16 protein-coding genes, 1 tRNA gene and 1 pseudogene are annotated in these 19961 nt (G+C 31.4%); 8 read left to right on the forward strand and 10 right to left on the reverse strand.

Annotated features, from left to right (window positions below; all coding sequences use genetic code 11):
• Nucleotides 1-5 precede the first annotated feature (5 nt).
• Both ACYEKI_RS00070 and ACYEKI_RS00075 read left to right on the forward strand, forming a co-directional pair.
• Nucleotides 6-3599, forward strand: a complete 3594-nt coding sequence (locus ACYEKI_RS00070; RefSeq protein ID WP_459209098.1) for a DUF6443 domain-containing protein — start codon at nt 6-8, stop codon at nt 3597-3599.
• A gap of 289 nt (nt 3600-3888) precedes the next feature.
• Nucleotides 3889-4218: pseudogene (locus ACYEKI_RS00075) on the forward strand (hypothetical protein); the annotation flags it as partial.
• Nucleotides 4219-4529: 311 nt separating this feature from the next.
• On the opposite strand, the gene ACYEKI_RS00080 reads toward ACYEKI_RS00075, so the two are convergent.
• A tRNA-Met gene (locus ACYEKI_RS00080) sits at nt 4530-4603 on the reverse strand.
• Nucleotides 4604-4746: 143 nt separating this feature from the next.
• On the opposite strand from ACYEKI_RS00080, the gene ACYEKI_RS00085 reads away from it, so the two are divergent.
• Together ACYEKI_RS00085 and ACYEKI_RS00090 are read left to right on the forward strand one after the other, a co-directional pair.
• Nucleotides 4747-5139 (forward strand): START-like domain-containing protein, encoded by a 393-nt coding sequence (locus ACYEKI_RS00085; protein WP_459209099.1) that lies wholly within the window; start codon nt 4747-4749, stop codon nt 5137-5139.
• 47 nt (nt 5140-5186) lie between these two features.
• On the forward strand, nt 5187-6035 hold the full coding sequence (locus ACYEKI_RS00090; protein ID WP_459209100.1) for an aminotransferase class IV: 849 nt from the start codon (nt 5187-5189) through the stop codon (nt 6033-6035).
• Here ACYEKI_RS00090 and ACYEKI_RS00095 read toward each other — a convergent pair.
• From ACYEKI_RS00095 to ACYEKI_RS00115, 5 genes are all read right to left on the reverse strand, one after another.
• Complete coding sequence (locus ACYEKI_RS00095) at nt 6032-6592, reverse strand: YqgE/AlgH family protein (RefSeq protein ID WP_459209101.1); 561 nt, start codon at nt 6590-6592, stop codon at nt 6032-6034. The two genes, ACYEKI_RS00090 and ACYEKI_RS00095, sit on opposite strands and share 4 nt — an antisense overlap.
• 125 nt (nt 6593-6717) lie before the next feature.
• A complete protein-coding gene (locus ACYEKI_RS00100; protein ID WP_459209102.1) occupies nt 6718-6990 on the reverse strand; it encodes an HU family DNA-binding protein in 273 nt (90 codons plus the stop codon).
• Between the two features lie 185 nt (nt 6991-7175).
• Nucleotides 7176-8123: a methionyl-tRNA formyltransferase gene (gene fmt, locus ACYEKI_RS00105; protein ID WP_459209103.1), complete on the reverse strand. Its 948-nt coding sequence runs from the start codon at nt 8121-8123 to the stop codon at nt 7176-7178.
• A gap of 56 nt (nt 8124-8179) precedes the next feature.
• Complete coding sequence (locus tag ACYEKI_RS00110) at nt 8180-10090, reverse strand: RecQ family ATP-dependent DNA helicase (protein ID WP_459209104.1); 1911 nt, start codon at nt 10088-10090, stop codon at nt 8180-8182.
• 2 nt (nt 10091-10092) lie between these two features.
• Entirely contained in the window at nt 10093-10632 is a 540-nt protein-coding gene (locus ACYEKI_RS00115) for an AAA family ATPase (RefSeq protein WP_459209105.1), read from the reverse strand.
• A 131-nt stretch (nt 10633-10763) separates the two neighbouring features.
• Here ACYEKI_RS00115 and ACYEKI_RS00120 point away from each other — a divergent pair, with 131 nt between their 5' ends.
• The 3 genes from ACYEKI_RS00120 (at nt 10764) to murA (ending at nt 13221) form a co-directional block, all read left to right on the forward strand.
• Complete coding sequence (locus ACYEKI_RS00120; protein WP_459209106.1) at nt 10764-11057, forward strand: DUF493 family protein; 294 nt, start codon at nt 10764-10766, stop codon at nt 11055-11057.
• Between the two features lie 172 nt (nt 11058-11229).
• The gene (locus tag ACYEKI_RS00125; RefSeq protein ID WP_459209107.1) at nt 11230-11883 is read left to right on the forward strand and encodes a DUF4290 domain-containing protein; all 654 of its coding nucleotides are present in this window, start codon (nt 11230-11232) and stop codon (nt 11881-11883) included.
• 24 nt (nt 11884-11907) lie between these two features.
• The gene (gene murA, locus ACYEKI_RS00130) at nt 11908-13221 is read left to right on the forward strand and encodes a UDP-N-acetylglucosamine 1-carboxyvinyltransferase (RefSeq protein ID WP_459209108.1); all 1314 of its coding nucleotides are present in this window, start codon (nt 11908-11910) and stop codon (nt 13219-13221) included.
• Nucleotides 13222-13548: 327 nt separating this feature from the next.
• Here murA and ACYEKI_RS00135 read toward each other — a convergent pair whose 3' ends face one another.
• From ACYEKI_RS00135 to ACYEKI_RS00145, 3 genes are read right to left on the reverse strand one after another with little or no spacing between them, the layout of a single operon-like run.
• Nucleotides 13549-14343 (reverse strand): arginase family protein, encoded by a 795-nt coding sequence (locus ACYEKI_RS00135; protein WP_459209109.1) that lies wholly within the window; start codon nt 14341-14343, stop codon nt 13549-13551.
• A 7-nt stretch (nt 14344-14350) separates the two neighbouring features.
• On the reverse strand, nt 14351-15160 hold the full coding sequence (locus tag ACYEKI_RS00140; RefSeq protein ID WP_459209110.1) for a hypothetical protein: 810 nt from the start codon (nt 15158-15160) through the stop codon (nt 14351-14353).
• A gap of 26 nt (nt 15161-15186) precedes the next feature.
• On the reverse strand, nt 15187-16524 hold the full coding sequence (locus tag ACYEKI_RS00145) for a M28 family peptidase (RefSeq protein ID WP_459209111.1): 1338 nt from the start codon (nt 16522-16524) through the stop codon (nt 15187-15189).
• A 192-nt stretch (nt 16525-16716) separates the two neighbouring features.
• On the opposite strand from ACYEKI_RS00145, the gene ACYEKI_RS00150 reads away from it, so the two are divergent.
• A complete protein-coding gene (locus ACYEKI_RS00150) occupies nt 16717-17109 on the forward strand; it encodes a hypothetical protein (RefSeq protein ID WP_459209112.1) in 393 nt (130 codons plus the stop codon).
• Nucleotides 17110-17172: 63 nt separating this feature from the next.
• Here ACYEKI_RS00150 and ACYEKI_RS00155 read toward each other — a convergent pair whose 3' ends face one another.
• Nucleotides 17173-19794 (reverse strand): TonB-dependent receptor, encoded by a 2622-nt coding sequence (locus ACYEKI_RS00155; RefSeq protein ID WP_459209113.1) that lies wholly within the window; start codon nt 19792-19794, stop codon nt 17173-17175.
• Between the last annotated feature and the right edge of the window lie 167 nt (nt 19795-19961).

Genomic DNA, 19961 nt, shown 5'->3' on the forward strand with positions numbered 1-19961 from the left:
TAGCTATGAAAATATATATATATACATTTTTTCTTTTAATTCCTTTTATAGTACAAGCACAAACTACATCAGAAAACTTTATTGTTACCAAGATTTATAAAGAAGCAACAACTAATATTATAACAGGACATGATAAAGATAAAGTAATGTCAACTGTTCAGTATTTTGACGGTTTAGGAAGATCTAAACAAACCGTAAATGTACAAGCTGGAGGAAATACAAATCAAACAACCAAAGATATCATTACTCATTATGAATATGACGATTTAGGAAGACAGAAAAAAGAGTATTTACCTTATGCCAGAACATCTAGTAATGGAGCTATTATAACCGGTAATATTCCTACTGCTATAAACAACTATTATAAAACGAAGTTTCCGTTAGATATTAATAGTTCAGCTCCTAATCCTTTCTCTAAAAAAGAATTCGATAACTCACCACTTAACAGAGTTATGAAACAAGCTGCTCCTGGTTACGATTGGAGACTTAATGGAGGACACGAAATAAAATTCGATTATGATACTAATACAAATCGTGAGGTAAAAGTATATTATGTAACTACAACTTTTGCTAATAATACCTATACACCAACTTTACAATTAAATACTTCAAGCAGTAATAATAATGGATATTATTATGAAGAAGAATTATATAAAACAACTACTAAGGATGAGAATTGGCAAGCTACTCAAACGTATGACAAAGATCATACAATCGAAGAATTTAAAAACAAACAAGGACAAGTAGTTTTAAAAAGAACCTATAATAATAACCAACCTCATGACACTTATTATGTATATGATGATTTTGGTAATTTAACCTATGTCTTACCTCCAAAAATAGAGGCAACTACAAGCATCGTAACTACATCAAAATTAAACGATTTAGGATATCAATACAAATACGACTACAGAAATAGACTTGTTGAAAAGAAAATACCAGGAAAAGGATGGGAATATATTGTATATGATAAGTTAGATAGACCAGTATTAACACAAGATGCAAATTTAAAAGTTAAAAACAAATGGTTATTTACTAGATATGATGCTTTTGGAAGAATTGTATATACAGGATTTATTACTAACGGTAGTAGTAGAATTCAATTACAAAATTCAATAAACAATCATTTAAATGATTTGAATGATTCAACTACAAATTCGGTACAAAATATTGCTGGTACAAACATATTTTACACAAATACTCTTTATCAATATAGGATTTCTGAATTACACACTATAAACTACTACGATACCTATATCGATTTACCAACAGATTTAGGTACTACAATTACTACTAGTTATAATCAAACATCAACTACCAGAACAAAAGGATTGCCTACTGTTAATAAAGTTAGAGTTTTAAATACTAACAGTTGGATTACTATAGTTACTTATTATGATGAAAAAGCACGTCCAATTTATCTGTATTCTAAAAATGATTATCTAAATTCTATTGATATTGTAGAAAATAAATTAGATGATTTCACAGGTAAGGTTTTAGAAACTAAAACAACACATACTATTGCAGATAATGATCCTATAATAACTGTTGATCGTTTTGAATACGATCATATGGATAGAATTATTAGTCAAAAGCAACAAATAAATAATCAACCTCAAGAGGTGATAGTTTCTAATAGCTATGATGAATTAGGACAGTTGAAACGTAAAGAGGTAGGGGGAAAAGTAAATCAAAACAGATTACAAAAAGTTGATTATAAATATAACATTCGTGGTTGGTTAACAAATATCAATCAAGACAACCATAATGACAATGATTTATTTAACTTTAGTATTGGATATAATAATACAAATCTACCGCATAATAAAAGATTATATAATGGTAACATAGCCAAAACGACTTGGCAAACCCAAAGTGCAGATAGGTCTCAAAAAAGTTATGTTTATAGCTATGATGCACTTAATAGAATAACAGATGCGACTGGAGAAACTAACCATAACTATGACCTCTGGGGAATTACTTACGATAAAAATGGAAATATTTTAACATTAGGTAGAGATGGACATGTAAATGAAAACGGCACTCTATTTGGTCCAATGGATGATTTAGAATATACCTATGATAATGGAAATAAATTATTAGCTGTAGAAGATAATGAAAATCAAACCTATGGTTTTAAAGATGGTAATGTTTATGGAAACGATTATTCGTATGATGCCAATGGAAATTTAAAATCTGATAAAAACAAAGGCATAACAAATATTACCTATAATCACTTAAACTTACCTACAATCATATCTTTTGGAGAACCTAGTAGGACTAGAGCTAAAAAGTCTAAGATTAGTATACTTACTCCTATAAAACAACTTTTGTATGTTTATGATGCCAATGGAAATAAACTAGAAAAAATAAATAAAGGAGAATATGGTGACGGAATAGTTACTCAATATGTTGGTAATTATATTTATGATAAGTTTCATTTTAGAGGAAATGAGAGTATTAACTTACAATTTTTTAACCACCCTGAAGGATATGTAAAGAATGATAATGGTACGTTTAAATACATATATCAATATAAAGATCACTTAGGGAATGTAAGATTAAGTTATACTGATAATAACAATGATGGTGTTATTACTCCTAGTACAGAAATTATTGAAGAATCTAATTACTATCCTTTTGGACTTAAACATAAAGGGTACAACGGAGTTAAGAATATTGGTATTGGTAATCATGTTGCCCAGAAGTTTGGATATAATGGAGTTGAATTAGAAGAAGGTTTTGGATTGAATCTTTATGAAATGGATGTTAGAAGTTATGATCCCACTATTGCTAGATGGACTTCTATTGATCCAGTAGCACATTTTTCATATTCTACTTATAATACGTTTGATAATAATCCAATATTTTATGCAGATCCAAGTGGTGCTGATTCTGAATCTTTTGAAGATTTTGTAAATAGATTATTCAGAACTTCTACTAGTAAAATAACTTGGACAAATGATGGTAATGGTATTTTTTCTGATGGTAATGGAAATACCGAAGAATGTGAGAGATGTAAAGAATTACAAAAACAAAGAAAAGAGTTGATAGCTAGAATAAGTGAATTAGAAAAGGATTATCATGGAGCCTTAAAATACGAATTTTTCACAGAAGATTTAACTACTAGTGGTGCAGTAAAAGGTATCTTACTTGAATATGCTAATAAAATTAAAAGCTTTACAGATGAACAATTGGAGTACCTAGAAAAGAATCCAGATAAAGTAAATAAAGTTATTAAAGATATAATAAAAGAATCTATTAAAAAGAGTTCAGGTATACCCTTTGCCACACCAAATACATCTACAAATCAGCAGATAGGAAATGTATTTATGGATACTAAAGACAGATTTGTTTTAATAATGAATTTGGCTAATAAATATGTAAGTACTTCAACTCAAATAATGCATAAAGCAGCACGAGCAAATACGATGAATGTCAAAAGAAAGATGAAAAATGCTCATAACAATCTCAATAATGTGAATTCAGAATTACAGAGTTTGCAACAAAATGACTCTAGAGGTTTTAGTGGCGGTTTTGGCGGTGGTAGTTTTGGTGGTGGTGGTGCTAGTGGAAGTTGGCAAGAAAAGAAGAATTAAATTATATATAAGCACAGAATAGAATTAGTTTTTATTCTGTGTTTTATCTAAAAATGTTTTGAGTAATAAAACTTGAAATTAATGAGGTCTATTGATAAGTCGAGACAGTAAATCTGGGTTAAAGAAAGTAGATTAAATGAATTGTTAAAGATAGATTCATTTGTGAGATAAGTTTAATATTTTCCCTTAAAGTCAACTATATGAACTAATCGATTTAGAATAATATCAAAAACCAAATATCAATTGTATATTATTGGGAGGTAAAGTAAATCTATCATCCCAATGGTAGCTAGAGTTACTTACTTCTTGTAATATTAAATTGGATACACCTATGAGAAATAATCAAATTAACTATAAAGAGCAACCTTATATTTTTAGAAAGACTCAAAAAATAATCGAAACTTTATTCTCTCAGTTATGTGATCAGTTTATGATACGACATAATTATGCTAAATCTTTTGATGGATTTAAAACCAGAATTCTTTCTAAAATTACTGCTTTGACCATGATTCAATACATCAATAAGTTTCTATTTGAAAGAAATATCACAATCTTAAAATTAATATTCCCTGAATGCACTATGGGTATATTAAATTTATATTTCTCTTTGAATGAATAGTTAGAGGTTAGGGAAGGAGGTTTTTGATTGTTAATAATAGTAATTGAACTTAAATACATCATAAATAGCTGATATTCAAAAGTAAAACTTTAAACCTTCAAAATACGTCAATTTAAACAAAAGGTGTACATAAAAAGTGTACAGTAGAGTAATACTAATAACCACCACCAGATATATCTTATTGATTTTATGTTATTTAAAATAATGGAGTAGTCGTTTTACAATCCCGAGGGTTTTGCTGATTATCTCAGTAAAATAGAGGTTTTATAAAAACAAAAACCACTGAAATTCAGTGGTTTAATTTTAATTAGTAGCGAGAACGGGAGTTGAACCCGTGACCTCCGGGTTATGAATCCGACGCTCTAACCAACTGAGCTATCTCGCCATAAACATTAGATTTACTAATGCGGGTGCAAATATAAGAACTAATTATAATTGAACAAGGTTTTTTATTAAAAAATTATTTTTAAGTAAATTCTTTTAAAGTCGATAATTAATCTATATATTGGCTATCTAACAATAAGCAATATGTCAGAAAAAATTAAGTACGGACTCGAATTTGTTATAAAATCTTCACCTCAGTTGTTGTATCAATATATATCAACTCCTTCTGGATTATCTGAATGGTTTGCAGATAATGTAAACTCTAGAGGAGAACTATTCACATTTATTTGGGATGGAAGTGAAGAACAAGCCAAATTAATTAGTAAAAAAAGTGGCGAGCGTGTGAAATTTAGGTGGGTAGCAGATGAAGAAGAAGGAGACGATTATTACTTTGAAATGCGTATTCAAGTTGACGAAATTACTAAGGATGTTTCATTAATGGTAACTGATTATGCCGAAGACGATGAAATTGAGGAAAACAAGATGCTTTGGGATAATATGATTAGTAATTTAAAACACGTTTTAGGATCCGTTTAAAACTTTTAAAAATGTATATTTGTCCCGATTAATTCGGGACTTTTTTTATGGTTAATATTAATGGTAATTTATTAAACGCTTCAGAGGCTACTATCGCATTAAACAATAGGGGATATGCCTATGGCGATGCATTATTTGAAACAATAAGAGTTAATGCTGGAACTATTTTATTTTGGGAAGAACATTATTTTAGATTAATGGCTTCTATGCGTATTTTACGTATGCAAATTCCTATGTCTTTTACTCCAGAGTTTTTACAACAAGAAATACAGGATTTAATAGCTCAAAATGGTTTTACAAATAGTGCTGTAAGAGTAAAAATCACAGTACATCGTGAATCCCTAGGGCTATATACTCCAGAAAATAATGAAGTAGGATATACGATTACTGTTAGACCTTTAGATAATAGTTTTTATACCATAGATGATCATAGAGATAACGAAGTGATATTGTATAAAGATTATTATGTCAACTCAGGATTATTATCTACATTAAAGACTAATAATAAAATTACTAATGTATTAGCAGGTATATTTGCTAAAGAAAATGGTTTTCAAAATGCTATTTTACTGAATACAAATAAAATGGTGACAGAAACTATTAATGGTAATTTATTTTTGGTTAAGGGTAATACAATAAAAACGCCTCCTATTACTGATGGGTGCTTAAAAGGAGTTTTGAGGGGACAATTACTTGAAGTTCTAAAGAAGTTACCAGAATTCACAGTAAAAGAAGAAACGATTTCTCCATTTGAGCTACAAAAAGCAGACGAGTTATTTACAACAAATGTCATCCAAGGGATAGTACCTATAACCAAGTTTAGAAAGAAAATTTATGCTAATCAAATAGCAAGAAGGTTATTAGGAACTTTAAATGCTAAAATAAGATTATCTTAGTTATAACTAGGATTTTCGGGTGCGTTTGACCACAAAAGATATTCACCTCCAAGCTCTATCATTTTTTCTTTCCAGAAAGAATTGTAGGGCTTTTCTATAATATCTTTTTTATAAATATTCTCTACAATCACCCAAGAATTAGCTCTTAGTTCTTGTCTTAACTGTGTAGCTTCCCAACCAGAATATCCTAAAAAGAAACGTATTTCTTTAGGAGTAATCTTATTTTGATTAATAAGTTGCGAAACTATATTAAAATCACCTCCCCAATAAATACCACATGATATTTCAACACTATTAGGGATAAGATCAGGTATTTTGTGTATAAAGTATAAATTATCTTGCTCTACGGGACCACCATTATAAACTTTAAATTCATTCGAAATTTCAGGGATAAGATCAGAAAGCTGATATTCTAGAGGTTTGTTCATAATAAAGCCTATGGAGCCATCCTCGCTATGATCAGCAAGTAAAACCACAGATCTATTAAAAGACATATCTCCAATAATAGATGGCTCGGCTATGAGCAAATATCCTTTGGTGGGCTTGAGTGAAATCATTTAAGGTTGTTTAGTTAAAAATAGTTAAATTTTTGGAATATCCCAAAAGAAAACGTCTTTACTCAATGCTTTTAATAAAAAAACTCCCTTAGGAGGGAGCTTTTATGAATATATTAAATTCTGAATTAGTTTACAGAGTTTTGTAAATCTGCTCCAGCTTTGAATTTAACTACATTTTTAGCAGCAATCTTGATGATGTCACCAGTTTGAGGATTTCTTCCTTCTCTAGCAGCTCTTTGAGAAACTGACCAAGATCCAAAACCTACTAAAGAAACGCGGTCACCTTTTTTAAGCGTACCTTCTATGTTTCCTAAAAATGACTCTAATGCTTTTTTTGCTGCTGCCTTTGTGATTCCAGCATCTTCTGCCATTTTGTCAATTAAATCTGTTTTGTTCATAATTTTGTTTTTAAAATTAATTGTTGGTTAAACCATTTTTATTAAACGCTCTACAAATTTATACGGATTATTTTTTTACACAAGCATTAGCCCAGTAAATACGGGGATTTGTTAATAACTATAGTGGATTGTTAATAAACATTATAAAAAAAACGGTTTTTCTCATTTATTTGCATATAAGAGAGTTAGCTTAACTTAGCTTTTTCATCAAAAGAATACCCATTTAATAATGCTTTAGCTTCCATTGCACGTTTACCTGGAAGCTGTATTTTTTTAAGTATAATAAACCCATCTTTGACAGCTACTTTTATTTCGTTATTTAAAACTATGAGTTTTCCAATAGAGTAGGAATGTGATATTATCTCTTTTGATACATCATAAACCTTTATAGTAAGCTTTTCTTCTGGGTTATATAAATAGGACCAAGCTGTAGGGTAAGGGCATAACCCTCTAACCAAATTAAAAATAGTATCACAACTTTGTGACCAATCAATTTTGGTATTTTCTTTGTTAAGCTTGTATGCTGTTTTTGGATGTTCAATTTGTGGCTGAGGAATAGTATTCACATCTCCTTTTTCAATTTCTTTAACGGTGTTTAAAACCAATTGAGATCCTTGTATCATTAACTTGTCATGAAGCTCTCCAGCATTTTCTTCTTTATCAATTTCAATTTCTTGCTGAAGAATGATATGTCCAGTATCAATTTTTTCGTCTATAAAGAAAGTGGTATTTCCCGTTTTTTCTTCTCCATTAATAATAGCCCAATTAATAGGTGCAGCTCCTCTATATTGAGGTAATAATGATGCATGAAGATTAAAAGTTCCATATTCAGGCATATCCCAAACTACTTTTGGCAACATTCTAAATGCTACTACTATATTAAGGTTTGCATTTAATGATCTTAATTCGGTAATAAAATCTTCATTTTTAAGATTGGTAGGTTGTAAAACTGTTAAACCTTGAGATAGTGCATACTCTTTGACAGCAGATGCTTTTAATTTTCTACCTCTTCCTGCAGGACGATCAGGAGCAGTTATTATACCTACAACATTATAATTATGTTCAACTAAAGTTTTTAAAGTAGCCACAGCAAAATCTGGCGTACCCATAAATAGTATATTTAAATCTCTCACAAGTATTCGGTTTTATAATAAACAAAACTAGAACTTAAGCTCTAATTTCTTTTATATTATTGATTTGTATTAAGTATTAATTGATATTGATTATTCATATTGACACTAATAATGTTTTGTTCAAGCATTAATTGCAAAGTATCTAGTATTATTTCTTTTGAATAAGTAAGTTCTTCAATTAATTGACGCGAAGATAAATTTTGTTGTGTCAAGAGTGTTATAATTTTTTGTTTTATTTCAGAAAGATTCACAGTCTTCTCTTTCTTATTAGCGTAACAAACACTACAAATACCACAATCTTTTGTATCATGCTCTCCAAAGTAGGAGAGTAGTTGCCTACTTTTACACATGAGATCATTTTGTGTAAAAGTAATCATTGCTTCAACTTGTTTAATTTTTGTTGAATTATATTTTTTAATATGCTCTTGAATCATATTAACGGTTCGATCATCCTCTCTAGGCACCAAAAAAGTAATTTCTGCATCACTTTGTATATGATTAAAAAGTAATAATCCTGATTTTTCTACTTCTTTAAGAATCTTTGCTGCCTCTTGAGGTGTCGTACCTACTTTTTGTGCTATATAATTTAGGTCTATAGCTGTTTCTTCATCAAAAATTCCAGTATATGTTCTCAATATAGCTTTGGTTACTAATGCATATTGAGGATATTGTTCTAAATAAATGATAATAGCATTGCTATTTGCTGTAATATGGATTGTACTTCTTTTGATATACCGTTGTGTAAAAATTAATACACTATTTTGATCAAGTGCTTTTAATGCATTATAAGTCACTATAGTATTTAGATTATAGGTCCTACAAAAATGGTTATAATCAAAATTATGTGTGGTTTGATCTCCTTCACCATATGATATCTGAAAGTAATTACAAAGTTTCTTATATACCGTTTTTATAAAGTCAATTTGAGGTAATACTTTGATGAATTGATTTTTTACAGTTACAATATCACCATCATTTTTTAGTAAAATAGCATAAGCTCTTTTACCATCTCTACCTGCTCTTCCAGCTTCTTGAAAATAGCTTTCAATACTCTCGGGTAAATTAATATGAATTACTGTTCGTACATCGGGCTTATCGATTCCCATACCAAAAGCATTGGTAGCAACCATTACCTGAACCTTATCATTAAACCATTGCTCAAAACGACTTTGTTTTTCTTCGGGCGAAATTCCTCCGTGATAATAGGTACTCGATATACCATAATTAGACAATGTTCTACTTATTTCTATAGCAGCTTTACGATTGCGAACATAAATAATAGAACTTCCTGTTTGTTTCGTCAATATTTGTCTAATCTTATAGAACTTATCGACAGTATTGTAAACCATATAACCTAAATTCTCCCTCATAAATGATTTCTGAAAAATTTTAGGCTGAAATAAGTCTAGTTGAGCAACAATATCATCTATAACAATCTTTGTAGCAGAAGCTGTTAAAGCTATTAATGGTGTAGTGGGTTTGAGTATTCTTAAAACCTTTATTTTTTTATATGAAGGTCTAAAATCATTTCCCCACTGTGAAATACAGTGAGCTTCGTCTACAGCAATGAGGTTTACATTCATTAATTTGATTCGTTCTTTAACCAAATCTTGCTGTAAACGCTCTGGGGATAGATATAAAAATTTGTAATTACCATAAATGCAATTATCTAACAAGGTATCTAGTTCACTATAACTAAGACCACTTGTTAATGCCATTGCCTTAATCCCTTTTCTTTTGAGATTTTGTACTTGATCTTGCATTAGTGATACAAGTGGAGAAATAACAATACAAATGCCCTCAAGTGCCATCGCAGGTACTTGAAAGCAAATAGATTTTCCTCCGCCAGTAGGAAGCAAAGCAAAGGTATCGTTATTATCTAATACACTTTGAATGATTTCTTCCTGTAAAGGTTTAAAACTAGTGTAGTTCCAGTATTGTTCTAATATCTGAACTGGAGTTGGCATATTTATGATTTAAGCTGCTCTAGAATAAAGTTAGCTCTTTTTTCTACAGTATCAAAAGGAACTTCTATACAATCATATCCTAAATCACTATAATAACCTAATAAATGTTTATATAATTCTTCTGCCTGTTCAAAAGTTTCATAACGTTCTTTATCCGTTATATGTATCTCTTTCCAAGGGGGCAAGATAAAAATACGATCGTATTTATAATCATGACAAGCAGCGATAAAGTGTTCTGGACTTTCTTCATTAACATAATTCATATAAGCAACTATATCAGGGATTCCTCTATCAAGAAATACACGAGTTTTATCACTTTCTTGTGCATCTTTAAATTGCTGTATACGTCCTTCTAATAATTTTTGACTAAATAGCTCTGGATCTGTTAAAAACAATTGATCTACACCTTCTTTTTGTGCTTCACTAATAATTTGCCTTGATACTTCTTCATAACAAACCTCTCCGTTTGCAACTAAATAATCTATGATAGTGGTTTTTCCGCTTGACGGTCCTCCTATAATTACAATTTTCTCTGTTGTCAATTTCCTTAATGTTTTGCGCAAATTTCGTTAAATAAACTAAAAATTAAAAATCTTAGTAATAAATGAAGAATTGAGTCTAAAATATTGCAGATTGGATAGAACGATTATCTTTGTACAAAAAACTAAGTTGAATGAGTAACATGCCTAATAGCGAGGAGTTTTATAAAAAATTAAAAGAACAATTATTAACAACATCAGATTGGCCAAGTCCATACTTATATAAATTCATTGTTCCTACAGCTATAGATAAAATCAAAAAAATCGAAACGATTTTTAATAATATGGGAGCTGTGATCAATACAAAAGAATCTTCAAACGGAAAATACACTAGTGTATCTATAAATGTGAGGATGAGTGATCCTGATCATGTAATCGCAAAGTATAAAGAAATTGCCAAAAACGTAGAGGGTGTAATTTCTTTATAGAATTGATTAATTTTATAGTATAATTCTAGCAATATTTAGAGCTTAAAAAGTAAAAAAATACAATACTTTTATTTATTTTAGTATTTTGCAAGCCAAATGAGGTCTGTCCTATATAGAGCATACAAGTTTAAAACATTTAGGACAATGATCTTCTTCACTTTTTATATAAACTATGTTAGTAGATAATTTAGAATACAATACAGAGCGCGAAAAGCTTATAATACCTGAATATGGGCGTCATATTCAAAAAATGATTAATCAAGCTGTTGCTATAGAAGATAGAGAGGAACGCAACAAAACAGCAAAAGCGATCATTGATGTTATGGGGAATTTACAACCTCATTTAAGAGACGTACCAGATTTTCAACATAAGTTATGGGATCAATTGATTATAATGAGTGATTTTCAATTAGATGTAGATGCTCCGTATCCTGTTTTGACTAAAGAAAAGTTAGAAGAAAGACCAGAACCACTTGATTATCCTCAAAACTTTCCAAAATACCGTTTTTATGGTAACAATATCAAACGTATGATCGATGTTGCTATAAGCTGGGAAGAAGGCGATCTTAAAGAAGCCCTGGTTTTGACGATAGCCAATCATATGAAAAAATGTTTCTTGAGTTGGAATAAAGACACTGTTGAAGATGATGTTATCTTTAACCATTTATTCGAATTAAGTGATGGTAAAATTAATTTACTCAACAGTGAAGAAGGATTGAGAGATTCTTTTAATCTTATGAAAAGTAATAATAAGAAAAAACATCACTCAAACAATAAAAAGAATTACCGTAATAACAATAATAACAGACATAAGAAACGTTATTAATAACCTAACCAACGATTAAAATTTATGGGTACTTTTCAAATTGAAGGAGGCCATCAGCTCAAAGGAGAAATCCAACCCCAAGGAGCAAAAAATGAGGCTTTACAGATTCTTTGTGCGGTATTATTAACCCCAGAAAAAGTTACAATTTCTAATATTCCAGATATTAGAGATGTAAATAAACTAATTACTATTTTAGGAAATCTAGGAGTAAAGATTCAAAAACTTGGAAAAGGAAAATTTACTTTCAAGAGTGATGAATTGAATCTAGAATACCTAGAAAGTGAACAATTTAAACAAGAAGGAAGTAGTCTAAGAGGTTCTATCATGATTGTAGGACCACTTTTAGGACGTTTCGGAAAAGGATATATCCCTAGACCAGGTGGTGATAAAATTGGAAGACGTAGATTAGATACACACTTTGAAGGTTTTATCAAATTAGGAGCTCAGTTTAGATATAATAAAGAAGAGCGTTTCTATGGAGTTGAAGCTCCAGAAGGATTAACAGGAACATATATGTTACTTGACGAAGCTTCTGTTACAGGAACAGCTAATATTGTAATGGCTGCTGCTTTGGCCAAAGGAACTACAACAATTTACAATGCTGCATGTGAGCCATATTTACAACAGTTATGTAAAATGCTTAACTCTATGGGAGCTAATATCAAAGGTATTGGGTCTAATCTTTTAACGATAGAAGGAGTTGAAGCTTTAGGAGGTTGTGAACACCGTGTGTTACCTGATATGATTGAAATAGGATCTTGGATAGGTTTAGCAGCAATGACTAAGAGTGAGATTACTATTAAAAATGTTAGTTGGAACGACTTAGGGTTGATTCCTAATACATTTAGAAAATTAGGAATCACTTTAGAAAAGAAAGGGGATGATATTTTTATTCCTGCACATAAAGATGGTTATGAAATAGAAAGCTTTATTGATGGCTCGTTTATGACGATTAGTGATGCTCCATGGCCTGGATTTACTCCGGATTTGTTAAGTATCATTTTAGTGGTAGCTACACAAGCAAAAGGTGAAGTAATGATTCACCAGAAAATGTTTGAAAGTCGTCTTTTCTTTGTAGATAAACTAATTGATATGGGCGCAAAAATCATTCTTTGTGACCCACATAGAGCAACGGTTATAGGACACGATTTTAATTCTCAACTTAAAGCAACTACTATGGTTTCTCCAGATATTAGAGCCGGTATTTCATTGTTGATTGCTGCTTTAAGTGCAAAAGGAACTTCAACTATTCACAATATCGAACAAATCGATCGTGGATATGAAAATATAGATGAGCGTTTAAGAGCTATTGGAGCAAAAATTATCCGTACAGCTTAATTAAATAGCTTATAACTTTATAGCTTATTAGGGAATATGGTGCATACTGTATTCCCTAATTCTTTAAATAACTCTTAGCTTATCTAGGTCATTTAAAGAATAACTCAAACTTCAATTTTTATAAAATACTGATAAACAATAGTGTCACTTTTTGACACTTTGATTTCTTTTGTAAATAGAAAGGAGTCCCGTATACTTGTCGAGTGAATATTAAAATAAAATAATTAAAAAAGGCAATCAAATAAATTTGATTGCCTTCGTGAAGATTCCTTATATTTCTGAAACCACTCTTAATATGATTTTTTTAAATCAAAGAGTGGTTTATTTTTATTTCATTAATAAATCTATAATTCCTTTGATAGGTGTAAGTTCATCCATATCTGTAGTTACAGATTCCAATACACTACTACCTACCATTATAAATTCATCCTGCAGTGTTTTAATACATTCTTCGGCAGCTGTTATAGATACACCATTAGGCACTTGATAATAGGTATGGGGATATTCGTTAGGTTCTAAACAATCAAAATCAAAATGAATGTACAAATGTGTAATTCCTTTTAGTTTGAGTGTCTGTACTAAATCCTGAATATCTAATTTCTTTGGAGCATAAATCTTGTCTTTGTCTATTCTTAACTGCTCAGTAGGGTCAATGCTACGTAATCCAACATAATGAATTTGATCTGCTTTAATAGTGGCGGTTAGCAGTATGTCCATTCCTGTAGCTCCTTCTCCCAAGAGAGTACGTAATGGCATTCCATGAAAATTACAGCTAGAAGAGTCACATGGACGATTAATATCTGCATGCGCATCAAACCATAATACACCCATGTTAGGATATAGTGCATTGAGATATGAAACAGGAACAATTTCTAATCCACAATCACCACCAATAGTTTGAATAGTTTTAGGTGATGCTAATTGCAATGTATTCTTAAAATCTTTAAGTTGTTCTACAATAGCTTCATAAAAGTTAATATGGTGTTTTTGTTGTGGTGCTTTTCGCGAAAGCGGTATTTTAACAAATTTTGAAACATTGCAATATGTTAAAACAGTTTGAGCACCAGTTGCAATATTTTCACCTGTCCCTGACCCTTGCCATTGAGGAAAATATACTTTCATAATAATATTATAATGATGAAGTCTTTTTTAGATCTTTTTGAACCTTATCCAAAAATGGTTTCATTTCTAAAAGTTTAATATCATCTCGTTGACGTAATTCTCTTAAAAACCATCCTTTGTGTCCAGCACCATAAATAATTAAAACACGTTTACGTTGGTATCGGTATTGTTCTAGTGCTTTATGAATATTCCAATAATGGGCTATATTGATATTATCCCAACCACCTAAACCTAACTCAACATTAAAGCGATCATTATATACTTGTAATGCAATATCTTGTATGCTATCATACGTATGTGTATGAATAAAATATGGATCATTAACCTTACCTGAAGCTTTGTATAAAGAATCAGTTTTACGATTAGCGGCAAGATAGGCTTGCCAATCCTCGGTACGTGTAGAATCTTTACTTATAGCACGTAATTTATCTCTACGATCTAATGCCATAGGTCGTGTCCATCCAGCAGTAGGAATAATTTCGAAATTCATTTCCTTGGTTAACGGAAAAACGGCATCTGTATATTCTGGAAAACGCATTACTCTAGGTTCAGAGATACTATCATCTCTTTTAAATCCTTCCATAGCAGCTTCAAAACGATCTGGCGGAATTTCGGTAAGAATTAAATCTGGCTTAATAGCTTTTATCAACTTTTTTAAATATGTAGTATTATAAACGCTATCGGTTAGATGTCCGCTATGTATGGCTCCTAAAACTACTACTTTATTTTTGTTAAAATCTTTATGGTTTTCGCTACATTCGCTCGTAGTACATGAAATACAACAAAAAAGTAAGCAGAGATATATTATATGTTTCATAGTATTTATTTTCATCAAAAGAAAGATTATCTAAATGTTGCTGAAGGGAACACAATTGGGCTTTCAAATCCATTTTCTCCCACAGTTGCTATACCAAAGAAATAATTATCAATCACAATTCCTTTTAACAAAAATTCATTGACATTACCTACAAAACGACTGTGATCCCAAGTAGGAGAGGTAGTATCTCTCCAATAAATTTTATATCCCTTAATGGTTTTATCCTTTGATGCTTCCCATTTAAACTTAGCCGAAGGCTCAACGATTCCGCCAATTTTAACACCTGTAGGAGCAGGAGGTGCCCAAGCCAAGCTTGCAAGATTTATAGCATTTACTGCGGTAAGTTTTGCTGCATAGGCAAAATTAACGTGTTCAATAACATCGCCATAATGAATCCCATTTTCTACTCTTATATTTTGATGCTGTTGCGTATAATTTTCGTGAGCTTCCATAATACGTACACCTGCATATCCTAAATCGTTAAACGGACGATGATGTCCACCACGGCCAAAACGATCTAAGCGATAGATCATCATAGGATTCATTTCTGGCATATAGGTCTTTACATTTTTGTGAATATAACGTGCTAATTGTCTAGAAATACCATCAACCTCGCCACCATAAAAGCGACGTAAACGAACTTTGTTTTTATCATCTGTTAGATTAGTTGGTTCTGAAAAAATACGAAAACTACGGTTATCGATAACTCCGTCAACACCTTTAATATTTCCGATCATATCGTTATTAAGCACTCCTATGATATCCCAATTATTCTTCTTTGCATATTTTGCTAATCCAGCTCCACCAAATAAACCTTGTTCTTCTCCAGAAAGCCCTACATAGATAATACTACTTTCAAAACTGTATTTTGATAAAACCCTTGCAGCTTCTAGCGTACCAGCCATACCACTTGCATTATCATTTGCTCCTGGAGCATCTGTAGTATAATCCATAGTATCTGAAGCTCTAGAGTCAATATCACCACTCATGATCACGTAGCGATTAGGATATTTTGTACCACGTTGTATAGCAACAACATTCACTACATAAGCATCTTTGGGAACCCTTGACCCCATATCTGTGGTTACTAAATCTTTTTGATACGATACTTCAAGGCAATTATTACATGATTTTGAAATAGATTCAAACTCTGATTTAATCCATCGTCTAGCTGCACCAATACCTCTTGTATTTGAAATGGTATCGCTAAAAGTATTACGTGTTCCAAAACTAACCAGCTTTTGAATATCTTTCTCGATACGTTTTTCAGATACAGCATCAATGATATCATAAATACGAGCATCTGTTTGTGCTATTAAAGAAAATGAACAGCAAAATAATAATAGAAAATAAAGCTTTTTCATTGCAAAATTGTTTTTGTGGTAAGTTAAAGAAAATGATTCCTAAAAAGTGTTAATCTATTCTCAATATGGTAGGATTTTAAAGCTTTTGATTAAAATTAATAAATGGATACAGCGATTTACTATTTTTTTGTGCATGACGCAACTATTTACGTTTTTTTGAATCTATGAGATACAGACTTAAAATCAAAAAATATGAAACGTTTGAATTTATTCATTGTCATGGTAATACTTCTAGTAAGTTGTAGCAATGATAATGATGAAGATATTACATTAATAGGGAAATGGGAATTAGTAGCACGATTAGCAGATCCAGGTGATGGTAGTGGTACATTTACACCTATAACATCTGATCAATGGATACAATTTAATGATGATCAAACAGTGTTATCAAATGTTTCATTATGTCAATTTAGTTCAAATGATACCGAAGGAGGCGAAGGAACATATGCCGTAGAAGATTCAAGAATACGCCCTATAGGTTGTGATTTTGACGGAACAACAATCAAATTTGAACAAGAGGGTAATAGTTTAATTTTGCATTATATCTGTATAGAAGGATGTAGTGAAATGTATAGAAAAATATAAAATTGTATGTGTGTTGTAATAACAAAGGCGGTTTAAATATCAAACCGCCTTTGCTGTTTATAATTAAAAACTAAAATTCATTCTAGCATAATAGTATGCTCCACTAAAGCCCATTTGTACAGCGTCCCAATATCCTCCAGATTCAGTTTCTCCATCGTTTTGTTGATCTGGATACTCATTAAATATATTATTACCACCTAATGATACTTTTAGATTTTGAGTTAATTGATAACCTAAATTAAGGTCTGTAGTAAATTTTGCACCATAAATATCTTCTGTATCTGCAAAATCTATTAATGTGATTTCGCTAAAGCGCGTAATAGCCAATCCTGCATTGAATTTATCTAATTTGTAAGTTGTATTTAATGTAAACTTACTATCTGGAGCAGAGGCCAATAAAAATGCTTTTTCTCTAGCTCCAAAAAATGTATCAGCATCTAACTGACCATTATTTACATCTGCTATAGTCATATTATTAATGTTTCCTGCAAGTGTAGCTCCTAAAGTTCCGCTTGGTCCAAAATTGTGTTTCCATGAAACAATTAGATCAAGACCTACAGTTTCTGTATCAACACCATTAACAAAGAATTGAGCTTCTGCTACATTAGGTATTTGAGGAGCAGCAAATGTTCCTGTCAAAACAATACGATCTTTTACATTAATATAATAACCATCAACAGTAATCGTAAAATCATTAAAACTAGCGGTCGCCCCCAAAGACGCATTAAGTGCAGTTTCTTCTTTTAATTGTTGAATTCCAAAAGAAGCAGTCACAGGGCTATTATTTGGTGACAATAGTGTCTCTGTTGCTATACCTCCCTGAAAATCAGTAAAACGCAAATTGTAATAAATTTGAGCAAGAGAAGGAGCTCTAAATCCAGTACTAACAGAACTACGTACATTAACATATTCTCCTATTTTTACACGGGTAGCTAATTTACCATTTAACGTACTACCAAAATCACTATAATTCTCAAAACGAGCAGCAGCACTTACCAAAAAAGTATCTGTGATATCCAATTCACCATCTGCATAAAGCGATACATTAGAACGAGTGCGATCTACTTCGTTTGCTGGACTATATCCAGGAAAACCTTGAGAACCTCCTGGCCTTAATTCACCATTAGGTGCTGTAGGTTGTGTTTGATTAGCTGGATCAGTAATAGCTAATCCATTAATATCATAAGTTGCATAAGAAGCTTCTTCTCCAGCAAAAATGATAAAATTTTCTGTTCTATATTCTGCTCCAAAAGCAAGGTTAAATCCTTTTAAGATATCATCAAAATAACGAGATACATCTAGACTTGTTGTATTTTGACTTAAACTATGTCCACCAGCATCAAAATCTGTAGGTGATAGTTCTTCTAAAGAGGCATTCAAAGTTCCTTTAATAAAATAATGAAAGTTGTTTTTTCCCCAAGTATTATTAAAATCAATATTCCAATCATTTGCTGTTTTTGTACGTATACCTACAGAAGCAGAATTGTCTATAATGTTTGATGTAATTCTAGGTGTAAAACCATTAGGAAAAATAGAAGTAACCACACGCTCTCCATCATTACGTGTAAAAGCATAGGCATCTGTATCTCTAAAATTACGTCCACCAAAAGCGTAGATTTGTGTGTTTTCTGATACAGGAACTTCTCCATTAACAAAGAAGTTGAATCCTTCTAGAGCAGCTTCACCAAAACCTCTTCTGAAATCATATCCCGGACGTAAAGTTTTGTTTTTATTTAAATACTCTGTAGTAAAATTTAAGAAACCTTCTTGACCCACTTTTACACCATAATTAGCAGTTACTTTTACAGATCCACCATCAAAATTTTGATCATCTCCAATTGCATTTCCATCACGATCCGTATCTAAACGATTCCCATCAGTATTGGGAGTTCCAGTAGGGAAATCACCTTTGGCATTGGTATTATAAACTCCATAGCTCACACCTCCAGTAAACGTATCTGTATTATCTTTTAAGACAATATTGATAACACCCGCAATAGCGTCTGAACCATATTGTGCAGCAGCCCCATCTCTTAAGATTTCAATACGCTTGATAGCCGATGCTGGAATGGCGTTGAGATCTGTACCCGAATTTCCTCTTCCTCTTGTCCCAAATACATTGATTAGAGATGAACTATGTCTACGTTTTCCGTTGATTAAGACTAAGGTTTGATCAGGCCCTAAACCCCTCAACGTAGCAGGGTCGATATGATCTGCACCATCTGATCCCGATTGTTTATTGGCATTAAATGAAGGTGCTGAATATTGTAGTAATTCGTTAATTTCAATTTTTCCGCTTTGCGAAACCACATCTTGCATGTCAATTACATCAATGGCTACTGGAGTATCTACAGCTGTTCGTTTAGGACTACGAGATCCCACAAGAGTAATTGCACTTAGAGATTCTCCCTCGGTTAAAGTAACATTTATTGTAGATTGATTATTTACTGATACTTCTTGAGTGGCAAATCCCACAAAACTAAAAACTAGTGTTGCGTCTGGAGCAACTGTAATGGTGTAAGTACCATTATCACTTGATGTCGTACCATTTGCAGTTCCTTTTTCTGAAATATTTACAAAAGGTATCGGTGTTCCTTCAATATCAACTACGGTACCTGTAACAATTTGTTGGGCAAAGCCTATATTAGTTATTAAGCCCATTAATAAAAATAAGATTTTTTTCATTATATGATTTTTTATGATATGCTTAAAGGTATTTAAAATTTGATGAAGTCTTTTTGCTTATTCTAAAGAAATGAGGTGTTTAAAGCTTCAATTAGTAACTAAAATATTTTAACTAAAACAAAATCAACTGCTTATGATTTTTCACAAAAACTGGGTAATAATGATCC

This window comes from Aquimarina rhabdastrellae, from assembly GCA_947387485.1.
GTDB lineage: Bacteria > Bacteroidota > Bacteroidia > Flavobacteriales > Flavobacteriaceae > Aquimarina.

Coding starts and splice junctions, on each gene's coding strand:
- ACYEKI_RS00070 (WP_459209098.1), top strand. CDS start 6: ATGAAAATATATATATATACATTTTTTCTTTTAATTCCTTTTATAGTA.
- ACYEKI_RS00095 (WP_459209101.1), bottom strand. CDS start 6,592: ATGATTTCACTCAAGCCCACCAAAGGATATTTGCTCATAGCCGAGCCA.
- murA (WP_459209108.1), top strand. CDS start 11,908: ATGGGTACTTTTCAAATTGAAGGAGGCCATCAGCTCAAAGGAGAAATC.
- ACYEKI_RS00120 (WP_459209106.1), top strand. CDS start 10,764: ATGAGTAACATGCCTAATAGCGAGGAGTTTTATAAAAAATTAAAAGAA.
- ACYEKI_RS00125 (WP_459209107.1), top strand. CDS start 11,230: ATGTTAGTAGATAATTTAGAATACAATACAGAGCGCGAAAAGCTTATA.
- ACYEKI_RS00150 (WP_459209112.1), top strand. CDS start 16,717: ATGAAACGTTTGAATTTATTCATTGTCATGGTAATACTTCTAGTAAGT.
- ACYEKI_RS00140 (WP_459209110.1), bottom strand. CDS start 15,160: ATGAAACATATAATATATCTCTGCTTACTTTTTTGTTGTATTTCATGT.
- ACYEKI_RS00155 (WP_459209113.1), bottom strand. CDS start 19,794: ATGAAAAAAATCTTATTTTTATTAATGGGCTTAATAACTAATATAGGC.
- ACYEKI_RS00145 (WP_459209111.1), bottom strand. CDS start 16,524: ATGAAAAAGCTTTATTTTCTATTATTATTTTGCTGTTCATTTTCTTTA.
- ACYEKI_RS00135 (WP_459209109.1), bottom strand. CDS start 14,343: ATGAAAGTATATTTTCCTCAATGGCAAGGGTCAGGGACAGGTGAAAAT.
- ACYEKI_RS00085 (WP_459209099.1), top strand. CDS start 4,747: ATGTCAGAAAAAATTAAGTACGGACTCGAATTTGTTATAAAATCTTCA.
- ACYEKI_RS00090 (WP_459209100.1), top strand. CDS start 5,187: ATGGTTAATATTAATGGTAATTTATTAAACGCTTCAGAGGCTACTATC.
- ACYEKI_RS00100 (WP_459209102.1), bottom strand. CDS start 6,990: ATGAACAAAACAGATTTAATTGACAAAATGGCAGAAGATGCTGGAATC.
- ACYEKI_RS00110 (WP_459209104.1), bottom strand. CDS start 10,090: ATGCCAACTCCAGTTCAGATATTAGAACAATACTGGAACTACACTAGT.